The following is a 25228-nucleotide window of genomic DNA, read 5'->3' as shown; positions in this document are numbered from 1 at the left end:
ATGCTTTCCAATGTAGGAGCGAGCATGCTCGAGAAGGCGGCCCGACAGTCGCCGCTATTACAACTTGATCAACACCGACTTCAGCTCGGTGTAATGCTCAATCGCCGCATAACCCATTTCACGCCCGACCCCCGACATCTTGTAACCGCCGAACGGCAGTGCCGGGTCCAGGGCGCTGTGGCAATTGACCCATACCGAGCCGGATTTGATTCGCGGAATCATCCGGTGCACCGCTGCCAGATCATTGGACCAGATGCTCGCACCCAGTCCATAAGGACTGTCGTTGGCCATGCGCAACGCGTCGGCCTCGTCATCGAACGGAATGGCCACCAGTACCGGACCGAAGATTTCTTCCTGCACCAGCGAATGCTTCTGATCGACATCAACGATGACTGTCGGTTTGACGAAGAACCCCGGCCCGAATTGCTCACCGCCACAGGCGATGGTTGCGCCGCTTTCCCGGCCCTTTTCGATGTAGCCGTAAACCCGTTGCTGCTGACGCGCTGAAATCAATGGGCCCATCTCGACGCTCGGGTCCAGGCCATTGCCGAGCTTCATGGCGTTGGCGATATCGCTGATGTCCGCTACCACATTGTCGAAGTGCTTGCGCTGCACGTACAACCTGGAACCCGCGCAGCAGACCTGGCCCTGGTTGAAGAAAATCGCACTGGCGGCGCCGGCCGCGGCGGTCTTCAGGTCGGCGTCGGCCATGACAATGGTCGGCGATTTACCGCCCAGTTCCAGGGTGACCCGAGTCATGGAATCCATGGCGATCTTGCCGATCTGCTTGCCCACCGCGGTTGAGCCAGTGAAGGTCAGCTTGTCCACCAGCGGGTTGTGGGTCAGGGCGGAACCCGCCGTGATGCCGGTGCCGGTGACCACGTTGAATACGCCTTGCGGATAGCCCGCTTCCAGCACCAGTTCCGCGAGCTTGAGCGCAGTGAGCGGGGTTTCATCAGCGGGTTTGAGGACGACGGTGCAACCGGTGGCGAGCGCCGGGCCGAGTTTCCAGCAGGCCAGCAGCAGCGGGAAGTTCCAGGCGACGATGGCGCCGACCACGCCTACCGCTTCGCGACGGATAAAACTGTGGAACTGATCGTTAGGCATAAGCGGCGCCGACACGTCGACCGTGGAGCCTTCGATCTTGGTCGCCCAACCAGCCATGTAACGCAGGAAATCGATGGACAACTGCACATCCATCACCTGGGCAACCGCCGCGCTTTTGCCATTGTTCAGGCATTCCAGTTGCGCCAGCAACTCGGCGTCGCGTTGCATCAGGTCGGCGAGTTTCCACAACAGATTCTGCCGCTCCCGCGGGCGAGTGCGGCTCCAGGCCGAATCATCGAAGGCCTGGCGGGCGGCGAGCACGGCGCGGTCGACATCCTCAGGCGTGGCCCGTGGCACCACGCACAGTTCTTCACCGGTGGCCGGGTTGTGCAGGGGCATGGTCTGGCCGTCGGCGGCCTCGATCCAGTCTGCGCCGATCAGCATGCGTGGGGCACGCTGGATGAATGCCGTGGTGGCGGGAAGCAGGTTTGGGAGCGACATGTTGAAACCTCGTCTTGTTCGTGTGACGAGGTCTTTCGCAACGGTTGTGCCAGTTGTAGATTTCTTTGTTTCGAGCCCGAACGGGCGGGCTTGCGGGTTGTTTTTCGAATGGCCTCGGCGTGCGCAAGCGTCGCAAATTGCGACGACGTGAGACATCAGTACACCCTTGCAGGAGCGAGCCTGCTCGCGAAAAACCTCCGGACAATCCAGGCATTCAGACACTCCGCGTTATCGTTGACGTCCATCGCGAGCAGGCTCGCTCCTACAGAGAGCAGAACTATGCTTGTCTCAGGTTGCAACAGTTGTCGCGAAATTGAACGGGGAACGCAGATCCAGCCATTGACTAAACCCAGGACGTTTCAAGCAACTCATTGATTCAAATAGATATTAATAAGCTGGCACGCTCCGTGTATTGCTCATCGCAGACGTTTCTCTTGCCTCCGTAGCCGATCGAGGCCGGCGGTAGAAACCATAAAAACGACAAGCCACAAAAATAAGAAAGCACCGTGCGAGGTTCGACGTTGATGAAGAGAAGAATCCGATCAGGCATGAGCGCCAGCCTGCTGGCCGTGGCCGCTTGCGTGGCCCTGCATACCCCCGCCAGCCTGGCAGCCCGCGACGCCCAGACCATCCTCAAGGAAACCTGTCAGGGCTGTCACACCCCCGAAGCCGATAACGCCCTCAGCCGTATCAGCCACCAGCGCAAGACGCCGGAAGGCTGGCTGATGAGCATCGCCCGCATGCAGACTATGCACGGCTTGCAGATCAGCGATGACGACCGTCGCACGCTGGTCAAATACCTGGCCGACACCCAGGGCCTGGCGCCGAGCGAAACCGATGGCGTGCGTTATGCCATGGAGCGTCGGCTCAACACGGTCGAGCAGTTCGATGACCAGACCAGCCAGATGTGTGGCCGCTGCCACTCCGGTGCGCGGGTCGCCCTGCAACGGCGTCCGGCCCAGGAATGGGAGCGTTTGGTGAACTTCCACCTTGGGCAATGGCCGTCGCTGGAATACCAGGCACTGTCCCGGGACCGCGACTGGTTCGATATGGCCCGTAAAGAGATGGTGCCGCTGCTGGCCAAGCGTTATCCGCTGGACAACCCGGCCTGGAAAAAATGGCAGAGTGTCGCGCCGAAGGCCGATGCCCTGGTGGGCGACTGGAGCTTTAGCGGTCACTTGCCGGGCAAGGGTGAATTGGCTGGTGTGATGAGCGTCAGCGCCGACGGCAGCGATACCTTCAAGGTCAGCGTCAAGGGCCAATATGCCGACGGCACCCCGTTCAATGGCGACGGCAGTGCGATTCTCTACACCGGCTACGAATGGCGCGGCAACGTGACCATCGATGGCGTGACCATGCGGCAGGTGTTCGCCGCCCAGGGCAATGCGATGCAGGGCCGAATGTTCGAGGCCGAGCATGACGAGCGCGGACTGGACTTCGTCGCGGCCAAGCAGGGTTCCCAGCGTTTGCTGGCCGTGCAGCCGGGCTATCTGAAGGCTGGCAGCGAAACTCAAGTCACCCTGATCGGCAGCGGCCTGACCGGCAAGCCGGACTTCGGCAAAGGCGTGGAGGTGGTTGAAGTCATTGAGCAGAGCCCTGAGCGGATCAAGGTCAAACTCAAGGCTGCCGCCAATGCCCAACCGGGCCTGCGTATGGTCACCGTCGGTGCGTTGAAAGGCCCGAGCCTGTCGGTCTACAGCAAGATCGCCTCGGTCAAAGTCGTGCCGCAATTCTCGGTAGCGCGGATCGGCGAGGGCGGTGGTTCGACGCCGAAAGTCCAGGGTCGTTTCGATGCGGAAGCCTGGGGCAAGGGCGCCGACGGCAAGCCGTACCGCATCGGCGTGTTCCCGGCGCAATGGACAGTCGAGGCCTTCGACGATCGCGCCAAGGAAGACGAAGACGTCAAGTTCGCCGGCACCATGCAGGCCGACACCGGCGTTTTCACCCCGGGCGATGCCGGACCGAACCCGGCACGCAAGATGTCCACCAACAATGCCGGCAACCTCAAGGTGATCGCCGCCGTCGACGACGCAGGGAAATCCCTGACTGGCGAAGGCCACATGATCGTGACCGTGCAACGCTGGAACAATCCACCCATTCCTTGAGTTGGCTGAAAACGCAGGCTTCAGACACTTTTTCGGAATGACCGCAGGCCCCGGAACCGGGGCTTGCACAGGAGGTTTGCCATGGGCGCTATCTTGAATCTGGTCGAACGCAACTTGCACGAAGTGCACGTCGACGCCGACCGCATGCTGTTTCACATCCCCAGCAGTTCGCTGTTCGCCAGCGATGAACTGACGGGCACCATCATCGACACCTTGCGCGGGCCGGGTTGCTCCTCGGACGACCTGATCCAGCGCCTGGCCACGCGTTTCAATGGCGAGGAAATCACCGAGACCCTGCGCGAGCTGATGGCCCTGGAACTGGTCAGCGACGGTTCGCCGCTGACCCCGGACATCGCCACCAAACGCGTCGAGCGCACGGCAATCAATACCGTGGTGCTCAACGTCAACACTGGCTGCAACCTGAGCTGCACGTATTGCTACAAGGAAGACCTCGACAAACCATCGGCAGGCAAGAAGATGGACGTCGAAACGGCGATCGCTTCGGTGGAAATGTTGCTCAGGGAATCCCCGGACGAAGAACGTTTCACCGTGGTGTTCTTCGGCGGCGAGCCGCTGAGCAATCGCAAGCTGATCGAGTACATGGTCGATTACTGTGAGAAGCGATTCCGCGAGGCGGGCAAGTTCGTCGAATTCGTCATGACCACCAACGCCACGCTGCTCACCGAAGACACCGTGGACTACCTCAATGCCCACCGCTTTGGTTTGTCAGTGAGCATCGACGGGCCGAAAACCGTGCACGACCGCAACCGCATCACCGTGGGCGGGCAGGGTACGTACGACGTGGTGCGGCGCAAGGCGCAGATGCTGCTGTCACGCTACAACAGCCGTCCGGTCGGTGCTCGCGTAACGCTCACCACCGGTGTGACCGACGTCGAAACCATCTGGGACCACCTGTTCAATGAACTGGGTTTTGCCGAAGTCGGCTTCGCGCCGGTGACTTCCGGCGACATCAGCAGCTTCAACCTCACCAGTGATGAACTGGTGCAGGTGTTCGCCAACATGAAGGCCCTCGGTCGACGCTATCTGGAAGCAGCGCTGGAGCACCGCAACATCGGTTTCTCCAATCTGCACCAGCTGATCACCGACATCCACGAAGGCCACAAAAAAGCCCTGCCATGCGGTGCGGGCCTGAAGATGCTGGCCGTGGATCACAAGGGTGAGCTGAACCTGTGCCACCGCTTTACCGGCTCGAGCCTGCCGACCTTCGGCAACGTCCACAGTGGGGTGAAACAGGTGGAATTGAACGACTTCCTGTCCCAGCGCCTGGACCGCACCAACACCGGCTGCGAAGACTGCCAGATCCGCAACCTGTGTTCCGGCGGCTGCTACCACGAGAGCTACGCCCGCTACGGCGACCCGACCCACCCGACCTATCACTACTGCGAACTGATGCGTGACTGGGTCGACTTCGGCATCGAGGTCTACACCCGGATCATGGCCAACAACCCTGCGTTCATCAGCAGTTACATCACTCCGCGCAAGGCTCACTGATATGAAACATCTCAAGGCAATCAATAACAAAGCGCTGAAGCTGGATCAGGCCGCGGATGAGAACCGCATTGAAGAAGTGGTGGCGATGAGTTCGGTGGCGGGCTGTGCCTCGACCACCGACCCTGGCTGGGAAATCGATGCGTTTGGCGGTGTGTCGTCGCTGTGCCAGCCGATGGAAGCCGACCTCTACGGTTGCTCTGACCCTTGCTGGTGGCCGGCCCAGGTGCCAGACATGATGAGCACCTACCCGGACTGGAACAAGGATGCCCTGGCGTCCAACGACAACTGGCGCAACCTCGGCACTGTCTTTCCAAAAGACAAGTAATCGGACAGAAAAGGATTCCAGCATGCACAGCATCAAAGCCTGCGGCCTGGCCGCTTTCGCCGTCCTGAGCACGTTTTCGCTCAGTCTCCTGGCCGATGAAAACAGCGTATTGCAAGACGGTCACGAATACATGGTGACCACCAACTACCCGAACAACCTGCACGTGATCGATCTGGCGACCGACACGCTGTTCAAGACCTGCAAGATGCCTGACGCCTTCGGGCCCGGCACCGTGCAACTGTCACCGGATCGCAAGACCGCCTATGTGCTGAACAATCACTATGCGGATATCTACGGCGTCGAACTGGACAGTTGCAAGCAGGTATTCCACGCCAGCATCACCCAGAAGCCGGGGGAAAAAGCGAAGTCGATGTTCGCCTTCACCCTCAGCCACGACGGCAAGGAACTGTTCACCGTCGCCAACCCGACGTTGATGATGAACGACCGCTATGAAGTGCAACAGCCACGGCTCGACGTGTACAAGACCGATGCGGGCATGGACGCCAAGCCTGTGCGTAGTTTCCCGGCGCCGCGCCAGCTGACCATCATGCAGAGCGGTGACGATGGCACGCTGTACGTGGCCGGCGCGGACGTCTACAAGGTCAATGTGCAAACCGGAAAATTCGATGTGCTGATTCCCAGCCGGCACTGGAAACGCCCGAACTACAGCGCACCGGACGTGCTCTACGTGTGGAATCAGCAGACATATCGGCATGATTTTTCGCTGCTCTACACCGCGGCGAAATTCAAGGACAAGAAACAGGACCCGGCCACCGCCGAATACCTGTACGGTCTGTTCAGCGTCGACCTGAAGACCGGCAAGACCGAAACCACCGACTTCGGCCCTTTGACCGAAATCTACTTCAGCGGCATGCGCTCGCCGAAGGACCCTAACCTGATGTTCGGCGTGCTCAACCGCCTGGCCAAGTACGACATCAAACAGAAGAAGATGCTCCAGTCCGCCACGCTCGATCATTCCTACTACTGCATTTCCTTCAACAAGGACGGCAGCAAAATCTACCTGGCGGGGACGTTCAACGATGTGGCGATCTTCGATGCCGACAGCCTGAAACAGACGGGCAGCATCAAGTTGCCGGGCGGGGACATGGCGATTACCACGGCGCAGATTTTTGTCCGCTAACTGTGGTGCTTGAACTGACGTCTTCGCCGGCAAGCCGGCTCCTACAGGTTTTTCACAAATTTACTGTAGGAGCCGGCTAGCCGGCGAAGAAGCCCTCAACAAAACGGTGAAAATCAACCCCCCGGCACCGGACAACTCATATCCCCTTCCTGACACTTCAGGTAGTTCCTGAACGTCTGAACCCGTGCCTTTGTCAGCTCTGTGGTGCAGTTGCTGTAGATCAACGGATACACACTCCCACCGGTCACCCCGGACGCCGAGAACTTGCACTCGGCATCGCGAAAAGCCACCCAGGCGCGCTGCGCGCCCACCAGCAACTTTTTGTTGTCCGGGTTGCCTTTGAGCCGTGAATTGATCTGCTGATACAACGCATTCAACTCCTTGTCGGCCGCCGCATGCTGCTGCGCCGCGCACTGGTTCATCGTCGTTTGGTCACTGGCGTTGTCGCAATCCACGGCGAAAACGCCCGCGCTCGGCAACAGCGGCGCCAGCGCGAGGAAAAAGCGTAGTTTCATGGAGGGATGCTCGCGTTTATCAAGGAAAATTGCGCTGCAGTGTAGCGAAAGGACATTCGCTCGCACGGCCTGCCTGGCATCTTCATCCAGAACTAATTCCCGCAAATGCAGCCGAATGTTTCAGGCATGGTTGATTGCGAATCCCGATTGGTACAACTTTAGGGTTGGTCTTATGGTCTTACTGACCTACTGTTCAAGTACAGGAGGTGACTTATGAACCCAGCATCTGATCGCATCGAAAGGAAAATCCTGCTCAAGGCCAAGCGTTCTCAGGTCTGGCGCGTGGTGGCCAATGCCGAAGTGTTCGGACAGTGGTTTGGCGTTGCGCTGGAGGGCAAGCGTTTCGTCGCCGGTGAGTGGACCCAGGGTAAGGTCACGTACCCGGGGTATGAGCATGTCTTGTGGAATGTTCTGGTCGAGCGGGTCGAGCCGGAGCGGCTGTTTTCGTTTCGCTGGCACCCTTATGCGGTAAACGCGCAGATCGACTATTCCCAGGAACCGACCACCCTGGTCAAGTTCGAACTGGAAGACCACGAAGACGGCACGCTGCTCAAGGTCTCGGAGTCCGGGTTCGATCACATTCCCGACGTACGCCGGGAAAAAGCCTTCCGCATGGACAGCCGCGGTTGGGAAGAGCAGATGAACAACATCGAGCAGTTTTTGAGCGAGAGCGCCAAGGGCCACCCGCGTGAGGGTTGAGACCCGGTTTCAGCGCAAAGGCGCGAAGCTCGCTTTGCGGCTTCGAAGTCCAAGCGTCTAAGGGTTTTCGGAAGGTGGGTTATAGCGAATGTCTTACACGCGGTGGTAGTGATGTCGACTGTTGTTATTTGGATCCGATGCGTAAGCTGGCCTCACCCACTGAAGCACAGGATGTGCTCAGGATCACGGATGATCGACCATAGGCAAGGAATGCCGCGACAAGGAGTCGTAATGGTCTTGGAAAAACCCGCTTCGGCGGGTTTTTTTGTGGGCGTGTGAAAAGTCATGGCTGCGGGTATTTGCATCCCGCAGCCCATTTTTGTCACTGACGGTCAAGTTTCGCTGCTGCGCGCTGAGTAATTTGCGCACGCAATTTCAACGAGCCAGCGGCACGTTGGCTCGCCTCCTCAAGCACGCTGGCCGGTGCTGTCTCGGGGCTGCCCGCGGCAAATGGCGGCGCTGGAGCGTATTCCAGTTGCAGCTGCACCAGCTCGGCGGTGGCCTTGTCGAACAGCTCTGCGGCCAGGGTCAGAGCAAAATCGATGCCGGCGGTGATGCCGCCACCGGTCAGCAGATTGCCGTCGCGAACGACGCGGTCCTGAACCGCAATCGCCCCCAACGGCGCCAGCAGTTCGTGGTACGCCCAATGAGTGGTGGCACGTTTGCCCTTGAGCAATCCGGCTGCGCCAAGCACCAGCGAGCCGGTGCACACGGAGGTGACGTAGCGCGCGTTGGCGGCTTGGGTCTTGAGAAAGGCCAGGGTTTCGTCATCTTCCATCAAGGGGCCGACGCCGCTGCCACCCGGAACACAGATCACATCCAGTGCCGGGCAATCTTCGAACGTAGTGGTCGGTTTCAGCATCAGACCGGTGCTGGCGGTGATGGGCATCAGGTCTTTCCAGATCAGGTGCACTTTCACATCCGGCAACGAGGCCAGCACATCGTAGGGGCCGGTCAGGTCTAGTTGTTGAACCTGTGGAAACAACAGAAAACCGATCTGCAACGTCATGGCGCTTTTCTCGTGAGGTGGGTAGACGGTTTGACTGTAGGCTCGTAGTCTTTGGCGCATACGCCAATATCCCCACGAATTACGCCAAATGCCGAAAACCATTCACGTACTTGCCTTCGCCAACGTGCAATTGCTCGATGTCACCGGGCCGTTGCAGGTATTCGCTTCGGCCAATGACATTGCCCGTCAGCGAGGTTTGCCAACACCCTATGCGCCCTCGGTGATCGCCAGCGGCGGTGGGCCAGTCATGTCATCAGCCGGGCTGGCGCTGTTGGCCGAGCCATTGCCGGAGCAAGGCAGCGACACCCTGGTCATTGCCGGTGGCTGGGGCGTCTACGCGGCAGCGGAGGATGCGTCGATGGTGGCGTGGGTGCGCGAACATGCACGCGGATGTCGGCGGGTTTGCTCGGTGTGCACCGGGGCGTTCCTGCTGGCGGCCAGTGGCTGGCTCGATGGCCGACGCGTCGTTACACACTGGACCCGCTGCGAGCAACTGGCGCAGCAGCACCCGCAATTACAGGTCGAACCCAATCCGATCTTCATCAACGACGGCCCGGTCTGGACCTCGGCCGGCGTGACCGCCGGCATTGACCTGGCACTGGCCATGGTAGAAGAAGACCTTGGGCGCAGCATGGCGCTGGAAGTTGCCCGGCAATTGGTGGTGTTTCTCAAGCGTCCGGGCGGCCAGTCGCAATTCAGCGTGACCCTGTCCTTGCAAAAAGACGGCAACCGGTTCGATGAACTTCACGCCTGGATCAGCGAAAATCTCACCAAGGATCTCGGCGTCCCGACCCTGGCGTTACAGGCCGGCATGAGCGAGCGCAGCTTCGTCCGCCACTACCGCGCCGACACCGGCCAGACCCCGGCCCGGGCCATCGAGCTGATTCGGGTCGAGACCGCGCGGCGCTTGCTCAGCGATACCGGCGTGCCGATCAAACGCGTCGCGGTGCAATGCGGCTTCGGCAGCGAAGAAACCCTGCGCCGCAGTTTCCTGCGGGCAATGGGCGTGACGCCACAGGCTTATCGGGAGCGGTTTTCTGTCAGTGCAGCAGCAGATCCGGTGCACTGATCACATCAGGCTTGCTCTTGCGTCACCTGATTGAAGTACTTCGTCCGATCCGGGGTAAACGTCACCACCATCGAGGTCCGTGAGCAGGTCAGCGCACGCTCGTCGCACAGATCAACGTCCAGGTCTTCCCCGCGCAAGCCCTGCCACTGGGCCAGGTACTTTAGGGAACCGTACTTTTCAAGTTTCTTCAGGCTGCGGTTGACGCCGCCTTTCCAGCCCAGCACCGGCAGTTCGCCAGCGAGGCATTGCTTTGCGAGGTCGGGGAAGCGGGAGGCGCGCTGGCGGCCGACTTCCCAGCACTTGATCAGGCCTTTGTCGTGGGCTTCCCACAGAGCTTCGCGGTTCAGACCGGTTCGAAGGGGAGTGTCGATGCTGCGATGGATGCGTTGGGTCATTCTGGCTCCTTGAATTGCGGGGGGCTGGACAGCTCCGCTGTGCCCGTTGAATCTGGATGTTAGGTGGGGATGTGATGCCTTGCAATACAGGTTTTTTACGGTTTTTGCATTCGGTTCTGTTTAAAAAAGGTAGGACTTGGAGCAACGTATCGTTCGGGAAAAACACTGAACCCGTAGAAGCCCGGCTCACCGGCGAAGGCATCCCTGAGTGCGCATTCGCCGGCAAGCCGGGCGGCTGTGAAAACAAGTCTCAAGGCTGCCAGAAGCTCTTTTCCCCACTCAATTTGCGATCCAGAAAACACGCAGCGCTGATCAGCGCCAGGTGCGTCAACGCTTGCGGCGTGTTGCCCATGTGGCGTGCGTGACTGTCGAATTCTTCGGCGTAGAGTCCCAACGGGTTGGCATACCTGAGCAGTTGTTCGAATTCCAGATGAGCCTTGTCCACTTGACCTGCGCGGGCCAGGCATTCGACGTACCAGAACGAGCACGCGGCGAAGGCGCCTTCGGTGCCGGGCAAGCCGTCGATCTGGCTGTCGTCGTTGCGGTAGCGGTAGATCATGCCGTCGCGCACCAGGGTTTTTTCGATGGCTTGCAGGGTCGACAGCCAGCGCGGATCACGGGCGCTGACGAAGCGCACCAGCGGCATCAGCAACATCGAACCATCCAGCCCGGTTCCACCGATGTGCTGAACGAAATGCCCGCGCTGTTCATCCCAGAAGTTGTTCCAGATGTCGGCGTAGATTGCCTGGCGTGTCTGGTCCCAACGAGCGAACGGTGCGGGCAACGAGCGTTTTGAAGCCAGGCGAATGGCCCGGTCCAACGCGACCCAGCACATCAGGCGCGAATGCAGGAAGTGGTATTGCTCGCCGCGCATTTCCCAGATGCCGACATCCTTTTGGTTCCAGGTTTCGCACACCTGATCGACCACTTCCACCGTGTGCTTCCAGCCATCATGGGAGATGGCTTCGCCGTATTTGTTGACCAGATAGATAGCGTCCATCAGCTCGCCAAAGATGTCGAGCTGGACCTGTTCATACGCCTGGTTGCCGATACGTACCGGCCGGGCGCCGCCGTGGCCGCGAAGGTGCGGGAGTTCAATCTCCGGCAATTCCTGGTGACCGTCGATGGCGTACAGAATGTTGAGTTTCATCGGCTTGCCCTGGCAATCGCTGACCCGCCCGCGCAGCCAGCGCATGTAGGCATTGGCCTCTTCGACGAAGCCCAGACGCATGAAGGCGTAGACGGTGAACGAGGCGTCGCGGATCCAGGTGAAGCGATAGTCCCAGTTGCGTTCGCCACCGGGCGTTTCCGGCAGGCCGAAGGTCGCGGCGGCGAGAATGGCCCCGTGTTTGCGCGACGTCAGCAGCTTCATGGCCAGGGCCGAGCGATTGACCATCTCCCGCCAGCGCCCACGGTAATTGGACTGGCCGATCCAGTCGCGCCAGAACTTCAGGGTGCGTTCCAGGCACAGGGCGGCGGCGCCTTCCTTGAAGCGCGGATCATCGATGGCACCGAGCAGAAATTCAGTGCTCTGGCCTTGTTCCAGAGTGAACTCGGCGACGGCGGCATTGCCTTCGATTTGCAACGCTTGACCCGAAGACAGTCGCAAGGACGGTTGATCAGGCGCTTCAAAAATCACGTCTTTTTTATCCATACGGGCGCGGGTGACGGCGCGGGCGTAGTCATGCCGAACGGCGCAGTGCAGGCGCAAAGTGGCGCGACCGCTGACCAGGCAAATCCTGCGCATCAGCAGCGGACGGTCGTCCTCGGTGTCGCCAATCGGCAGCAGATCGGTGACTTCGACCACGGCGCGGTCGCTGAGCCAGCGGGTTTGCAGCACGTTGGTGTCGGGCAGGTAGATCTGTTCCCGGCGGGCGTCTGGCAAGTCCGGGGACAATTGAAAAATTCCCGCTTCGGGGCTGTCCAGCAGAGAACAGAAGATCGACGGACTGTCGAATTCCGGCCAGCAGAAAAAGTCCACGCTACCCTTGTCATTGACCAGCGCCGCACTGCGCATGTCGCCGATGATGCCGTGGGCGTCGATGGTGCTTTGGCATTCGGGGTGATCAGCCATTGTCGCGAAACTCCGGGGAACCTGGGGCCTAAGTAGCTGACTGGTCGGGGGCGGTGAGAGTTCATTTGGAGAAGGGAGATGAGGTGTCTGTTCTGGCCCCATCGCGAGCAAGCTCGCTCCTACAGTGGGTGGGCGTAAACCGTCCAGTGTGGGAGCGGGGTTGCCCGCGATGGGGCCCTTCACATTCCACCAACAATTCCACGCTTCCCCCGCAATCAGCCGTTATGGCAACGTGCATGCCCTGATTGAGACCAGACCCATGGCAAACCCCTACCGCGAACTATTCAAAGCCCCTGGCAGCGGCGCATTCGTATTGGCGGGAATGATCGCGCGCATGCCGATTTCCATGACCGGCATCGGCTTGATCACCATGCTCTCGCAGTTGCACGGTGGATACGGATTGGCGGGCGCGGTGGCGGCGACGTTTGCGTTGGCCACGGCGTTTTGTGCACCTCAGGTGTCGCGGCTGGTGGATCGATATGGCCAGGGGCGGGTTCTGCCTGTGTCGGCGTTGCTCGGTGGCGGGGCATTGTTGCTGCTGTTGCTGTGCACGCGGTTGCAGGCGCCCAACTGGACGTTGTTTGTCTTCGCCGCGTTGGCCGGTTGCATGCCGAGCATGTCGGCGATGGTGCGGGCGCGCTGGACCGAGGTCTATCGCGGTCGGCCGCAGTTGCAGACGGCCTACGCCCTGGAATCGGTGCTGGATGAAGTCTGCTTCATCGTCGGGCCGCCATTGTCCGTGGGGCTATGCGTGGTGGCGTTCCCTGAAGCGGGGCCGTTGGCCGCGTTGCTGGCGCTGGGCATCGGGGTGACGGCGTTCGTCTTGCAGCGCAGCACGGAACCTGCGGTGCACCCCCATGAAGAACATCATCAAGGCTCGATCATTCGTTCCCGCGACATTCAATTGCTGATGCTGTTGATGGTGGCCATGGGCATTATCGTCGGCGTGGTGGACGTGGTCAGCGTGGCTTTCGCCCAGCAGCAGGGCCAACCGGCGGCAGCGAGCATTGTGCTTTCGGTGTATGCGATCGGTTCGTGCCTGGCCGGGCTGGCGTTCGGCGCATTGCGTTCGAAAATACCGCTGCCGCGCCTGTTTCTGTACGGTGGGGTGGCGACGGCGGTGACGACGTTGCCGTTGCTGCTGGCGGTGAACATTCTCGGTTTGTCCCTGGCGGTGTTTGTCGCCGGCCTGTTTTTTGCGCCGACCTTGATTGTCGCGATGGCATTGATCGAGCAAATCGTACCGCCGGCCAAGCTCACCGAAGGCCTGACCTGGTTGGTCACCGGCCTGAGCATCGGGGTGGCGATTGGTGCCGCCGGTTCCGGTTGGCTGGTGGATGCGTTCGGCGCGCGGAGCGGGTTCTGGCTGGCGATTGCGGCGGGGGCGGTGGTGCTGGGTTCCGCCATTTCGAGCTATCGCCATCTGAAATGATGTTTCCATGGAAAATGTCTGTACGACTAATTCCCGGCATACCTCATCCGTTCACCAATCAGACAACTTTCGAGGTAAGCCTGGTGACCCGGCTGACATTGCTGTGCCTGCCCTATTCGGGCGCGAGTGCCATGGTCTACAACCGCTGGCGGCGCAAGCTGCCGGAGTGGATCAGACTGCAACCGCTGGAATTGCCGGGGCGGGGCGCTCGATTCGGCGAGCCCTTGCACACCGACATGCGGCGCCTGGCGCTGCAACTGGCCCATGAACAAAAAGCCACGCTCAAGACACCGTACGCGTTGTTCGGCCACAGCATGGGCGCGTTGCTCGCCTGCGAGATGGCTCATGCGTTTCGCTCGCTGGGTTGTCCGGAGCCGGTAGCGCTGTTCGCTTCCGGCACCGCCGCGCCGACGTTGCGTGCCGAATACGACCGGCACTATGCCCAGCCCAAAACCGACACCGAACTGATCGAGCAACTGCGCCTCCTCAATGGCACCAGCGAAGAGATACTGGCCAACCAAGAATTGATGAGCCTGACCCTGCCGGTGCTGCGTGCGGACTTCCTTTTGTGCGGGCGATTCGAACCAGTGCGACGGCCCTTGCTCACGTGCCCTGTGCATGTGCTCGGCGGCAAGAATGACCGCGCCACGACCGAGCAGTTGATCGGCTGGAGCCAGGAAACCCGCGGCAGTTTTTCCGTGGACATGCTGGCCGGTGGGCACTTCTTCATCCATGAACATGAGGCCAGGGTACTGCGGCTGATCAAGGATCAGCTTGAGGTGCATCATCGGCGGCACTCCATGGCTGCGAGCGCCTGATGATCGATTAATCCCTTTGTAGGAGCTGGCTTGCCAGCGAAGGCGGTCTTGCAGGTGGCACCATTTCTCCTGTCATGACCCTTTCGCTGGCAAGCCAGCTCCTACAAGAGCGGTGCGATTTACACCCCTTCTGACACCTAATTCATTCGCTAATTTTTCTGGTCTGCATTCGTTTGATAAGGACGACGTGCCTTTGTGCTTCCCGCCACTGATCCGGATGCCTTGAAATGAATGCTGAAGACTCCTTGAAACTTGCTCGCCGGTTTATCGGGTTGCCCCTGGAAAAGCGCCAGGTGTTCCTCGCGGCATTGGCCAGGGAGGGCGTGGAGTTCGCCCGGTTTGCGATTCCATCCGGCGTTGACGCCGAGGATCGCCAGGCACTGTCTTACGCTCAGCAACGCATGTGGTTTCTTTGGCAACTGGACCCGCACAGCGGCGCCTACAACCTGCCAGGGGCGGTGCGGCTGACCGGGCGTCTGAACGTATCGGCGCTGGAGCAGGCATTCGCCAGCCTGGTGGCCCGTCACGAAACCCTGCGCACGGTGTTTGCCCGCGAAGCCGATGACAGCGTGCGGCAAGCCCCGAGCGCTGCGCCGCTGCAAATCGAACACGTGGATATCAGCGAGCTGCCCGCCGCTGACCGTGAGCACTCGGTGGCTCAAACCGCCGAACAACAATCGGTGCTGCCATTCGATCTGGCGGTCGGTCCGCTGCTACGGGTGACCCTGCTCAAGCTCACCGATCAGGAACATGTCCTGCTGCTGACCCTGCACCACATCGTCTCCGATGGCTGGTCGATGAACGTGCTGATCGACGAATTCATCCGCTGCTACGACGCCTTCGATGCAGGCACCCCACCGCAACTTGCGCCGCTGCCGATCCAGTACAGCGACTACGCCCTGTGGCAGCGCCGCTGGCTGGAAGCGGGCGAGCAGGCGCGGCAACTGGCGTACTGGCAGGCGCAGTTGGGCGATGAGCATCCGGTGCTGGAATTGCCGCTGGATCATTCGCGCCCGGCGATGCCGAGCTATCGCGGCACGCGCTTCGAATTCGCGGTCGATACACAACTGGCCGAACACCTGCGCACCACCGCGCAGAACCACAACATCACCCTGTTCATGCTGTTGCTCGGTGCGTTCAACGCGCTGCTGCATCGCTACACCGGGCAAACCGACCTGCGTGTCGGCGTCCCCATCGCCAACCGCAACCGTGCGGAAATCGAAGGGCTGATCGGCTTCTTCGTCAACACCCAGGTGCTGCGTACGCAACTGGACGGCCAGACCCGGGTTGACGACTTGCTACGCGCCATCAAGGAAACCGCCCTCGGTGCCCAGGCCCATCAGGACTTGCCGTTCGAGCGTCTGGTCGAGGCATTGAAACTGGAGCGCAGCCTCAGCCACACGCCGCTGTTCCAAGTGATGTACAACCACCAGCCGCAGGTTGCGGACATAGCCTCGGTGAGCACCGCGTCAGGCCTGGCGCTGGGCAGCATCGACTGGCAAAGCCGCACCACCCAGTTCGACCTGACACTCGACACCTGGGAGAAGGGCGGCAAGCTGCACGCGGCGCTGACCTACGCCAGCGACCTGTTCGAGGCCGATACCATTGTGCGCATGGCCGGGCACTGGACGCGTCTGTTGCAGGCGGTCGTCGACGACTCGACGCAAGAAATCGGCGAGTTGTCGATGCTGACGGCGGATGAGCAGCACGTGCTGGTGCATGACTGGAACCGCACCGCCGAGGCTTATCCCGTCGAGCAGTGCATGCATCAGTTGATCCAGGCCCAGGCCCGGCGCACACCCGAGGCGTCGGCCTTGGTGTTTGGTGATCGTCAGCTCAGTTACGCGCAACTCGATGCGCGCAGCAATCAACTCGCCCATTGCCTGCGCGAGCACGGTGTCGGTCCGGATGTGTTGGTGGGGATTTGCGTTGAGCGCTCGCTGGAAATGGTCATTGGTCTGCTGGCGATTCTCAAGGCCGGTGGCGCCTATGTGCCGCTCGACCCAGAGTACCCCGCAGAACGCCTGGCCTACATGATCGAAGACAGCGCGATTGGCCTGCTGCTCAGTCAAACCGAATTGCTCTGCGCGCTGCCGACCGAGGGAGTCAAGGTCATCGCCCTCGATCAGGAAGACGACTGGCTCGACGGTTACAGAGAAACCTGCCCGCAGGTTGAGGTGCACCCGTTGAACCTGGCTTATGTGATTTACACCTCCGGCTCCACGGGCAAACCCAAGGGTGCCGGCAACAGTCACGCGGCCCTGGTCAACCGTTTGTGCTGGATGCAGCAGGCGTACGGGATCGATGGCCGCGACTCGGTGTTGCAGAAAACCCCGTTCAGTTTCGACGTCTCGGTGTGGGAGTTTTTCTGGCCATTGATGACGGGTGCACGTCTGGTGGTGGCGCCGCCGGGTGCGCATCGGGAACCGGCGCGGTTGATCCGGATCATCAAGGATTACGGCATCAGCACTTTGCATTTTGTGCCGTCGATGTTGCAGGCGTTTATCCACGAGCCGGGTGTCGAGACATGTACCAGCCTCAAGCGCATCGCGTGCAGCGGTGAAGCGTTGCCGCTCGACGCGCAACTGCAGGTGTTCGCCAAACTGCCGGGCGCCGGACTGTACAACCTGTACGGTCCGACCGAGGCGGCCATCGACGTGACCCATTGGACCTGCATCGATGAAGGCGCCGACAGCGTGCCCATTGGCCGTCCCATCGCCAACCTGCGCACCCATGTGCTGGACGCACAGTTGCTGCCGGTCCCGGCGGGTGTGGCAGGGGAGTTGTACCTCGGTGGCGCCGGGTTGGCGCGCAGTTATCACCGGCGCCCGGCACTCACCGCCGAACGTTTTGTGCCGTGCCCGTTCCACGATGGCGCGCGGTTGTACCGCACCGGCGACCGCGTGCGCCAGCGCGCCGATGGCGTAATCGAATACCTCGGGCGCCTCGACCATCAGGTCAAGCTGCGTGGCCTGCGCATCGAGCTGGGTGAAATCGAAACCCGCCTGATGCAGCATCCGCTGGTGCGTGAAGCGGTGGTGTTGGTTCAGGGTGGCAAACATCTGGTGGCGTACCTGGTGCTGGAAAACACTGAGGCGGATGCTCAATGGCCGCAAACGCTCAAGGCCTGGCTGTTGAGCTCCCTGCCGGAATACATGGTGCCGACTTACCTGATGTCGCTGGACGCCTTGCCGGTGACCGCCAACGGCAAACTGGACCGCAAGGCCTTGCCGCCACCCGAATCCGCGCCGCAGCAAACCTTCGTCGCCCCGCAGGATTCGATGCAAACCGCGCTGGCGCAGATCTGGCAGGATGTGCTCGGGCTGGAGCGTGTCGGTCTTGAGGACAACTTCTTTGAGCTGGGCGGCGACTCGATCATCTCCATCCAGGTGGTCAGCCGTGCCCGTCAGGCCGGGATTCGCCTGAGCCCGCGGGATCTGTTCCAGTACCAGACGGTGCGCAGCCTGGCGTTGGTCGCGGAGTTCGACAGCCACAGCGCTATCGATCAAGGCCCGGTCAGCGGCGAGGTGATCCTGACCCCGGCGCAGCATTATTTTTTCGATCAGGCCATCGCCCAGCGTCAGCACTGGAATCAGTCGCTGTTGTTGACGCCGCGAGAGGCGTTGAATCCTCAAACGCTGGAAGCTGCGCTGATCAAGGTCATCAATCACCATGACGCCGTGCGTCTGCGCTTCATCGAAGGTGCAGACGGCTGGAACCAGCATCACGCGTCACCCGTTGAAACGTCAGGATTGTGGCAGCGCCGTGCGTCTTCGACCGATGACCTGAGCGCGATGTGCAATCAAGCACAACGCAGCCTCGATCTGGCAGGTGGACCGCTGTTGCGCGCCGTGCTGGTCAACCTCGACGATGGCAGCCAACGCCTGTTGCTGGTGATCCATCACCTGGCGGTGGATGGCGTGTCGTGGCGGGTGTTGCTCGAAGACTTGCAACAGGCCTACCGGCAAGCAGCACTACCGGCGAAAACCAGCGCCTATCAAACCTGGGCTAAACACCTGCAACAGCACGCCCGCACTCTCGATGAACAACTGCCGTACTGGCAGGCGCAACTGGACGACGCCCGCGACTTGCCGTGCGACAACCCGCAGGGCAGTTTGCAGCATCGCCACGGGCACAAGATCGAATCGAAACTCGACGCAGGCTTGACCCAGCGTTTGCTGCAACAAGCTCCGGCGGCTTATCGCACCCAGGTCAACGACCTGTTGCTCACCGCGTTGGCGCGGGTCATCTGTCGCTGGACCGGGCATGAATCGACGTTGATCCAGCTCGAAGGCCATGGCCGCGAAGACCTGTTCGACGACCTCGACCTGACGCGTACCGTCGGCTGGTTCACCAGCCTGTTCCCCGTGCGCCTGCAACCCAAGGCCGAGACTTCACGTGCGATCAAGGCGATCAAGGAGCAACTGCGCGCCGTCCCGGCCAAGGGGTTGGGTTATGGGCTGCTGCGTCATCTCGGTGAACCGGCCCAGATCGACGCCTTGAAAGGCTTGCCGACGCCCCGAATCACCTTCAATTACCTCGGGCAGTTCGACCGTCAGTTTGATGAGACTGCGCTGTTTGTCCCAGCGTCTGAAAGTGGCGGTCAGGCCCAGGGCGACGACGCGCCGCTGGCCAACTGGCTGACACTGGAAGGCCAGGTCTTCGGCGGACAACTCACGCTGCAATGGGGCTTCAGCCGCGACATGTTCGCCAACAGCACGGTGCAGCAACTGGCCGATGCCTATGCCGAAGAACTCAAGTCGTTGATCGAGCATTGCTGCGCGACAACGGCGGGCCAGGTCACTCCATCGGACTTCCCGCTCGCACGCATCACACAGGCACAACTGGACGCTTTGCCCGTCGCCGCGCCCGCCATCGAGGACGTTTACCCGCTGACGCCGATGCAGCAGGGCATGCTGTTCCACACCCTGTACGAACCCCAGGCCGACGCCTACATCAACCAATTGCGCCTGGACATCCGGGGCCTTGAAATCGCCGCGTTCGGCCGGGCGTGGCAGGCGGCGATCAATCGCCACAACATCCTGCGCAGCAGCTTCCATTGGTTGGGACTTGAGTGCGCGCATCAGGTGATTCATCGCCAGATCGACCTGCAACTGCAAGTGATCGAAGCAGACGATATCAACCTCGATGCCTTGGCAACTGAAGAGCGCAGCCGTGGGTTCGAGCTGAGTAGCGCGCCGTTGTTTCGCTTGATCCTGGTGCGTCGGGGCAGTGAAGACTGGCACCTGATCTACACCAGCCATCACATCCTCATGGACGGCTGGAGCAACGCGCAGTTGCTCGGCGAAGTCATCCAGCACTATGCCGGCCAGACGCTGACCAAGCCGTTGGGACAATACCGCGACTACCTCGGCTGGATTGCGCAACAGCCGCTCCCTGCCGCCCAGCAGTTCTGGAAACAGGCACTGGCGCCGCTGGAAACCCCGACGCTGTTGGCGCAAGCCCTGCCGACGCCGGCCGAAGGGCGAGGCATGGGCGAGCATCAACTGACCGTTGAAAGCACCGCGCTGCAAAGCCTGAGCGATTTCGCCCGCCAGCAGAAAATTACCCTCAACACCTTGCTTCAAGGTGCATGGGCGCTGCTGTTGCAGCGCTACACCGGCCAGCCTTGCGTGGCCTTCGGTGCGACGATTGCCGGGCGTTCGGCGCCGTTGCCGGGCATCGAGCAACAGTTGGGATTGTTCATCAACACTTTGCCGATCATTGTCCATCCGTCAGCGGGGCAAGCGGTGAGCGATTGGCTCAATGAACTGCAAGCTTTGAACCTGGGCCTGCGTGAGTTCGAACACGTGCCGCTCTATGATATTCAGGGCTGGGCCGGGCAGCAGGGGGCGCTGTTCGACAGCCTGCTGGTGTTCGAAAACTTCCCGGTGGCCGAGGCACTCAAACAAGGGGCGCCAGCGGGCTTGGCGTTCGGCGCGCTGCACAATCACGAAATCACCAGCTACCCGCTAACCCTCGGCATCGAAGTCGGGGCCTCGTTGCGTCTGGATTTCAGTTTCGATCGCAGCCAATTCAGCGCCGAGCAGATCACCCAAATGGGCGCGAGCCTGTTGCATGTGCTGGCGCAATTTGTCGCCCAGCCACAACAGGCGCTCGGTGCTGTCAGCCTGCTGGATGCTCAGGCCCAGGACCGAGTACTGCGTAACTCGCGTCCACCGGCGCCGCGACTGGACAACCCGTTGCTGACCCATCAGCGCTTCGAACAGCAAGTGGCACGCACACCTGATTCGCTGGCCGTGGTAGCGGGTGACGAACGCCTGACGTACGCCCAGCTCAATGCGCAAGCCAACCAGTTAGCCCATCGCCTGCGCGCTCTTGGCGTCGGGCCGGGGCAGCGGGTCGGCCTGTCGGTGCGGCGCAATACACGAATGATCGTCAGCCTGATGGCAATCCTCAAGTCCGGCGCCGGGTATGTGCCGCTGGACCCGGATTACCCGGCCGAGCGCCTGGCCTACATGATCGAAGACAGCGGCATCGACCTGCTGCTGGCGCAATCGGGCCTGCTCGCCGATGTGCTGCTGCCGCAAGGTTTGCCGCGCCTGACGCTGGATTTGAGCGAAGACACCGGGTACTCCACCGACAACCCGGTGAACCTCGCCAGCGCCGAAGATCTCGCGTACCTGATCTACACCTCCGGCTCCACCGGACGCCCGAAAGGCGTGTGCCTGGCCCATGCCGCACTGCGCGAGTTCTGTGTGATTGCGGCGGATTATTCAGGCCTGACCCCTGAAGACCGTGTGCTGCAGTTCGCCACGTTCAGCTTCGACGGCTTCGTCGAACAGTGCTATCCACCGCTGTGTGTGGGCGCGGCGTTGGTGATGCGCGGCGATGAGCTGTGGGACACCGACACGCTTTATCGCCAGCTTGTCGAACACGAGGTAACGCTGGCGGATTTGCCGGCGGCGTATTGGTTCTTGCTGTCCCAGGAGTGGGCCGCTCAGCCTCGGCGCGACAAGGGCCGTTTGCGTCAGGTCCATGTCGGCGGCGAAGCGATGTCCCTCGAAGGCTTGAAGCTGTGGCACGCCGCTGGGCTGAGCGACGTGCGTTTGCTCAACACCTACGGTCCGACCGAAGCGAGCGTGGTCTCCAGCACCCACGAATGCACCCTGGCCGATACCCGCAACCCCATCGGCGTGCCCATCGGCAAAGCGTTGCCGGGCCGTGCGTTGTATGTGATCGACACGCAAGGTCATCTGCTGCCGAGCGGTTGCGTCGGCGAGTTGTGCATTGGTGGTGATGCGGGGCTCGCCCAACGCTATCACCAGCGCCCGGACTTGAGTGCCGAGCGCTTCATCGCCGATCCGTTTTCCACCACACCGGGGGCGCGGCTGTACCGCAGCGGCGACCTCGCACGCTATCGCGAAGACGGCGCGCTGGAGTATCTGGGGCGCATCGACCATCAGGTGAAAATTCGTGGATTGCGGGTCGAGTTGGGTGAGCTCGAAGCGCACCTGCAAGGCTTGCCGATGATCAGCGAAGCGGCGGTGCTGGTGCACGAAGCCGTGGGTGGCAAGCAGTTGATCGGCTACGTGGTGCCGGCCAATGCCGAACTGCTGAGCACAGATGCGCGTGAACTCACCGACACCGTTCGCCGCGCCTTGGGCGAGCGTCTGCCGGATTACATGCTGCCCGCACAGTTGGTACTGATGACTGCGCTGCCGCTCAATCGCAACGGCAAGCTCGACCGTGCGGCGCTACCGGCCCCCGAAGCCTGGGAAACGGCCACAGGCACCGCGCCGCAAGGCGAGCTGGAAACCGAGCTGGCGCAGATTTGGCAGCAAGTGTTGCAGGTCCCACGGGTTGATCGCGAAAACAGCTTCTTCGAACTGGGCGGGCATTCGTTGCTGGCCACGCAGATCGTCTCGCAGATACGTCAGCGCCTCGGCCTGTCGGTGAGCCTGCGCAGCCTGTTCGAACACCCGCGCCTTGAGGATTTCGCCGCGCAGGTGAAAGCCCTGCAACGCACCTGTGAGCGCCCGGCGCTGGTGGCGGGCACCGGCGGCGAGCGTCAGCCGTTGTCCTTCGCCCAACAGCGTTTGTGGTTCCTGTGGAACCTGGAACCGGACAGCTCGATGTACAACATGCCCGGCGCGTTGCGCCTGCGCGGTGAGTTGAATCTTGAAGCCTTGCGCCAGACCTTCGACACCTTGGTGCAGCGTCACGCGGTGTTGCGCACCACCTTCTACGAGGAAGACGGCAAGGCCTGGCAGCGCGTGCAGGAGCAATTGCCGTTGAGCTTTGATGCCGTCGACCTGCGGCATTTGCCATCGCCGGATACTGAGGCGCAGAAACTGGCCCGGGAAGAAGTTGCTCGGCCATTCGATCTGCGCCACGGCCCGCTGCTGCGAGTCCGCGTGTTACGGGTCGCGGAACAGGAACACGTGCTGCTGTTGACCGTGCACCACATCGTTGCCGATGACTGGTCGTTCCGCATCCTGATCAACGAGTTCGTCACGCTGTACCCGAGCCTCAACCGTGGCGAAACGCCTCAACTTCCAGCCCACAGCGTGCAATACGCCGACTTCGCCAAATGGCAACGCCAGTGGCTGGAGCAAGGTGGAGAACTGCAACGTCAGCTCGATTACTGGCAGCAGCGTTTGGGTGAGCAATTACCCGTGCTGGAGCTGCCGGCTGACGGCGATCAACGCACGGCCGCGGAAGGCGCCAATGCGCATTTCACCTTCAGCGCAGAACTGAGCCAGCAACTGCGCGACTTCGCCCAACAGCACGATCTGTCGCTGTTCATGCTGCTGTTGGCCGGTTTCACCCTGGTGTTGCGCCAGCGCACCGAGGTCAATCGCGTGCGCATCGGCACCGATATCGCCAACCGAAATCAAGCCGAGCTTGAAGAAATGGTCGGCTTCTTCGTTAACCAATTAGTTCTGCAAATTGACGTGGAGGCCGAGCAGTCGGCCAGGCAGTTGCTGGACGTTTGCCGTCGCGCGGTGCTGGAGGCTTCGGACCATCAGGACCTGCCGTTCGAGCGACTGGTGGAAGCCTTGCGCTTGCCGCGTCGGGCCGGACGCTCGCCGCTGTTCGACATCAAGCTGATTTACCAGGAAGGCGTCGGTCGCCTGCCGTCGATGGAAGGCTTGCAGGTCGAGGACTTTGCGTCGGGGCGTCAAGCCGCCGAGATCGGCATGGTCGCTGCGTTCTACAACGACGCCGAGTACGTTCACCTGAGTTTCGAGACACCGGCCGGCCAGTACTTGCCGAGCACGCTGGCGTGTCTGTTCGAGCAGATTCAGGCCGTGCTGCAAGCGTTGTTGCGCGTCGACGAGTTGAGCGTGAGCCAGTTGCTGGAGGTGGCCACGGACGTGCAGCGCCGCGCCGAAACGCGCCTGAGTGAACAGCGCAAGGCTTTGCTCGGCGGCGCCATGGCGATCAAGCGACGCTCGGCGAAACGTGGCGCGCCGACTGTGCAATCGGCGGCGGACTGATTCAGGCGGCGGTGCTCAACCTGCACCGTCGTCAACATTTTCTGGAGGGGTTTATGAGCGTTTCAACGACCAGGTCCATTGCCAAATTGGCTCGTGGTGCCCGCAAGAGCCTGTCCACCGATCCGACGCAACTAGTGAGTTTCGCGCCGATGTTCGAGGGCGTCAGCATGCCGCTGGTGTGCCGTCCGGCCGTGCCTGGCGTGAATCTCGTGGAATGGGCGACTCAGAATCGCGCCCTGATCGAAACCCGCTTGCTGGAACACGCGGTGATTCTGTTTCGTGGCTTCCAGGTCGCCGACATCGCCGAGTTCAACCGTTGCGTCGATGCGATTTCCGGTGGCGCGTTGGAGTACCTGTTCCGCGCCTCGCCACGAACCCAGATCACCGGTCAGTTCAAGATCTACAGCTCCACCGATTACCCGGCGCCGGAGAAAATCTTCCCGCACAACGAGCACTCGTATTCGCCGGTGTTCCCGCGGCACCTGTACTTCTATTGCGACACCCCGTCGACCACCGGCGGTGAAACGCCGTTCGGTGATACCCGTCAGATTTTGGCGCGGATCGACCCGGCAGTGCGCGAGCAATTCCAGCGCAAACGCATCCAGTACGTGCGCAACTATGGCGACGGCATGGGCCTGCCGTGGCAGACGGTGTTCCAGAGCGAGGACCGCGCAGACGTCGAAGCCTACTGCACGAAGATCGGCATACAGGCCGAATGGAAGTCCGGCAATCGCCTGCGCACCCGGCAAAACGGCCCGGCCATCGTGCGCCATCCGCTGACCGGCGAACGCATCTGGTTCAACCACGGCACTTTCTTCAACGCCCTGACCCTGCCCGACAGCATCCGCGACAACCTGCTGCGTGAATTCGGCCCGCTGGACCTGCCGCAGAACACCTTCTTCGGTGACGGCACGCCGATTCCCGAGGACGTGATCCGTCACCTGCAAGGCATCTACCGCGACGTAATGGTCGAGTTCGCCTGGGAGAAGGGCGACGTGGTCCTGCTCGACAACATCCTCAGCGTGCATGCGCGCAACGAATTCACCGGCTACAGAAAAATCCTCACGGCCATGGCCATCGCGCAGAAAAGCGCCGACCTGGATCAGGAATAAGGACACCCGA

15 protein-coding genes are annotated in these 25228 nt (G+C 61.3%); 10 read left to right on the top strand and 5 right to left on the bottom strand.

What is annotated here, in order from left to right; all coding sequences use genetic code 11:
- Positions 1–57: 57 nt before the first annotated feature.
- Positions 58–1548 carry an aldehyde dehydrogenase family protein gene (locus tag QMK58_RS22030; protein ID WP_053157112.1) on the bottom strand — a complete coding sequence of 497 codons (1491 nt, stop codon included), beginning with the start codon at positions 1546–1548 and terminating at the stop codon, positions 58–60.
- 524 nt (positions 1549–2072) lie between these two features.
- Here QMK58_RS22030 and peaA point away from each other — a divergent pair.
- From peaA to peaD, 4 genes are all read left to right on the top strand, one after another.
- Positions 2073–3653, top strand: coding sequence for a quinohemoprotein amine dehydrogenase subunit alpha (gene peaA / locus QMK58_RS22025; RefSeq protein ID WP_320395443.1), 1581 nt, complete (start codon positions 2073–2075; stop codon positions 3651–3653).
- Positions 3654–3734: 81 nt separating this feature from the next.
- Entirely contained in the window at positions 3735–5165 is a 1431-nt protein-coding gene (gene peaB, locus QMK58_RS22020; protein ID WP_053157118.1) for a quinohemoprotein amine dehydrogenase maturation protein, read from the top strand.
- Position 5166: 1 nt separating this feature from the next.
- Positions 5167–5490 carry a quinohemoprotein amine dehydrogenase subunit gamma gene (qhpC, locus tag QMK58_RS22015; protein WP_320395442.1) on the top strand — a complete coding sequence of 108 codons (324 nt, stop codon included), beginning with the start codon at positions 5167–5169 and terminating at the stop codon, positions 5488–5490.
- Between the two features lie 22 nt (positions 5491–5512).
- A complete protein-coding gene (gene peaD, locus QMK58_RS22010) occupies positions 5513–6631 on the top strand; it encodes a quinohemoprotein amine dehydrogenase subunit beta (RefSeq protein ID WP_053157120.1) in 1119 nt (372 codons plus the stop codon).
- Positions 6632–6744: 113 nt separating this feature from the next.
- On the opposite strand, the gene QMK58_RS22005 is transcribed toward peaD, so the two are convergent.
- A complete protein-coding gene (locus QMK58_RS22005; RefSeq protein WP_053157121.1) occupies positions 6745–7146 on the bottom strand; it encodes a lysozyme inhibitor LprI family protein in 402 nt (133 codons plus the stop codon).
- A gap of 213 nt (positions 7147–7359) precedes the next feature.
- Between QMK58_RS22005 and QMK58_RS22000 the strand changes: the two genes are divergently transcribed.
- Entirely contained in the window at positions 7360–7845 is a 486-nt protein-coding gene (locus tag QMK58_RS22000; RefSeq protein ID WP_053157123.1) for an SRPBCC family protein, read from the top strand.
- Positions 7846–8167: 322 nt separating this feature from the next.
- On the opposite strand, the gene inhA is transcribed toward QMK58_RS22000, so the two are convergent.
- Positions 8168–8854 (bottom strand): isonitrile hydratase, encoded by a 687-nt coding sequence (inhA, locus tag QMK58_RS21995; protein ID WP_053157125.1) that lies wholly within the window; start codon positions 8852–8854, stop codon positions 8168–8170.
- An 88-nt stretch (positions 8855–8942) separates the two neighbouring features.
- Here inhA and QMK58_RS21990 point away from each other — a divergent pair, with 88 nt between their 5' ends.
- Positions 8943–9923 (top strand): GlxA family transcriptional regulator, encoded by a 981-nt coding sequence (locus tag QMK58_RS21990; RefSeq protein WP_053157127.1) that lies wholly within the window; start codon positions 8943–8945, stop codon positions 9921–9923.
- A gap of 5 nt (positions 9924–9928) precedes the next feature.
- Here the strand turns inward: QMK58_RS21990 and QMK58_RS21985 are convergent, their stop codons facing one another.
- Both QMK58_RS21985 and QMK58_RS21980 read right to left on the bottom strand, forming a co-directional pair.
- Positions 9929–10318: a hypothetical protein gene (locus tag QMK58_RS21985; RefSeq protein WP_320395441.1), complete on the bottom strand. Its 390-nt coding sequence runs from the start codon at positions 10316–10318 to the stop codon at positions 9929–9931.
- A 250-nt stretch (positions 10319–10568) separates the two neighbouring features.
- Positions 10569–12392: a glycoside hydrolase family 15 protein gene (locus tag QMK58_RS21980; protein ID WP_053157133.1), complete on the bottom strand. Its 1824-nt coding sequence runs from the start codon at positions 12390–12392 to the stop codon at positions 10569–10571.
- A gap of 259 nt (positions 12393–12651) precedes the next feature.
- Between QMK58_RS21980 and QMK58_RS21975 the strand changes: the two genes are divergently transcribed.
- The 4 genes from QMK58_RS21975 (at position 12652) to QMK58_RS21960 (ending at position 25218) form a co-directional block, all read left to right on the top strand.
- Positions 12652–13824, top strand: a complete 1173-nt coding sequence (locus QMK58_RS21975) for an MFS transporter (protein ID WP_053157136.1) — start codon at positions 12652–12654, stop codon at positions 13822–13824.
- Positions 13825–13907: 83 nt separating this feature from the next.
- A complete protein-coding gene (locus QMK58_RS21970) occupies positions 13908–14642 on the top strand; it encodes a thioesterase II family protein (RefSeq protein ID WP_053157139.1) in 735 nt (244 codons plus the stop codon).
- Positions 14643–14869: 227 nt separating this feature from the next.
- Positions 14870–24106: a non-ribosomal peptide synthetase gene (locus QMK58_RS21965; protein WP_320395440.1), complete on the top strand. Its 9237-nt coding sequence runs from the start codon at positions 14870–14872 to the stop codon at positions 24104–24106.
- Positions 24107–24159: 53 nt separating this feature from the next.
- Positions 24160–25218, top strand: a complete 1059-nt coding sequence (locus QMK58_RS21960) for a TauD/TfdA family dioxygenase (RefSeq protein WP_053157145.1) — start codon at positions 24160–24162, stop codon at positions 25216–25218.
- Positions 25219–25228 lie beyond the last annotated feature (10 nt).

Origin of the sequence: Pseudomonas sp. P8_241, from assembly GCF_034008315.1 — a bacterium.
Taxonomy (GTDB): domain Bacteria; phylum Pseudomonadota; class Gammaproteobacteria; order Pseudomonadales; family Pseudomonadaceae; genus Aquipseudomonas.
The sequence above is the reverse complement of the archived record's forward strand: the minus strand, read 5'-3'. Positions and strand labels throughout refer to the sequence as shown.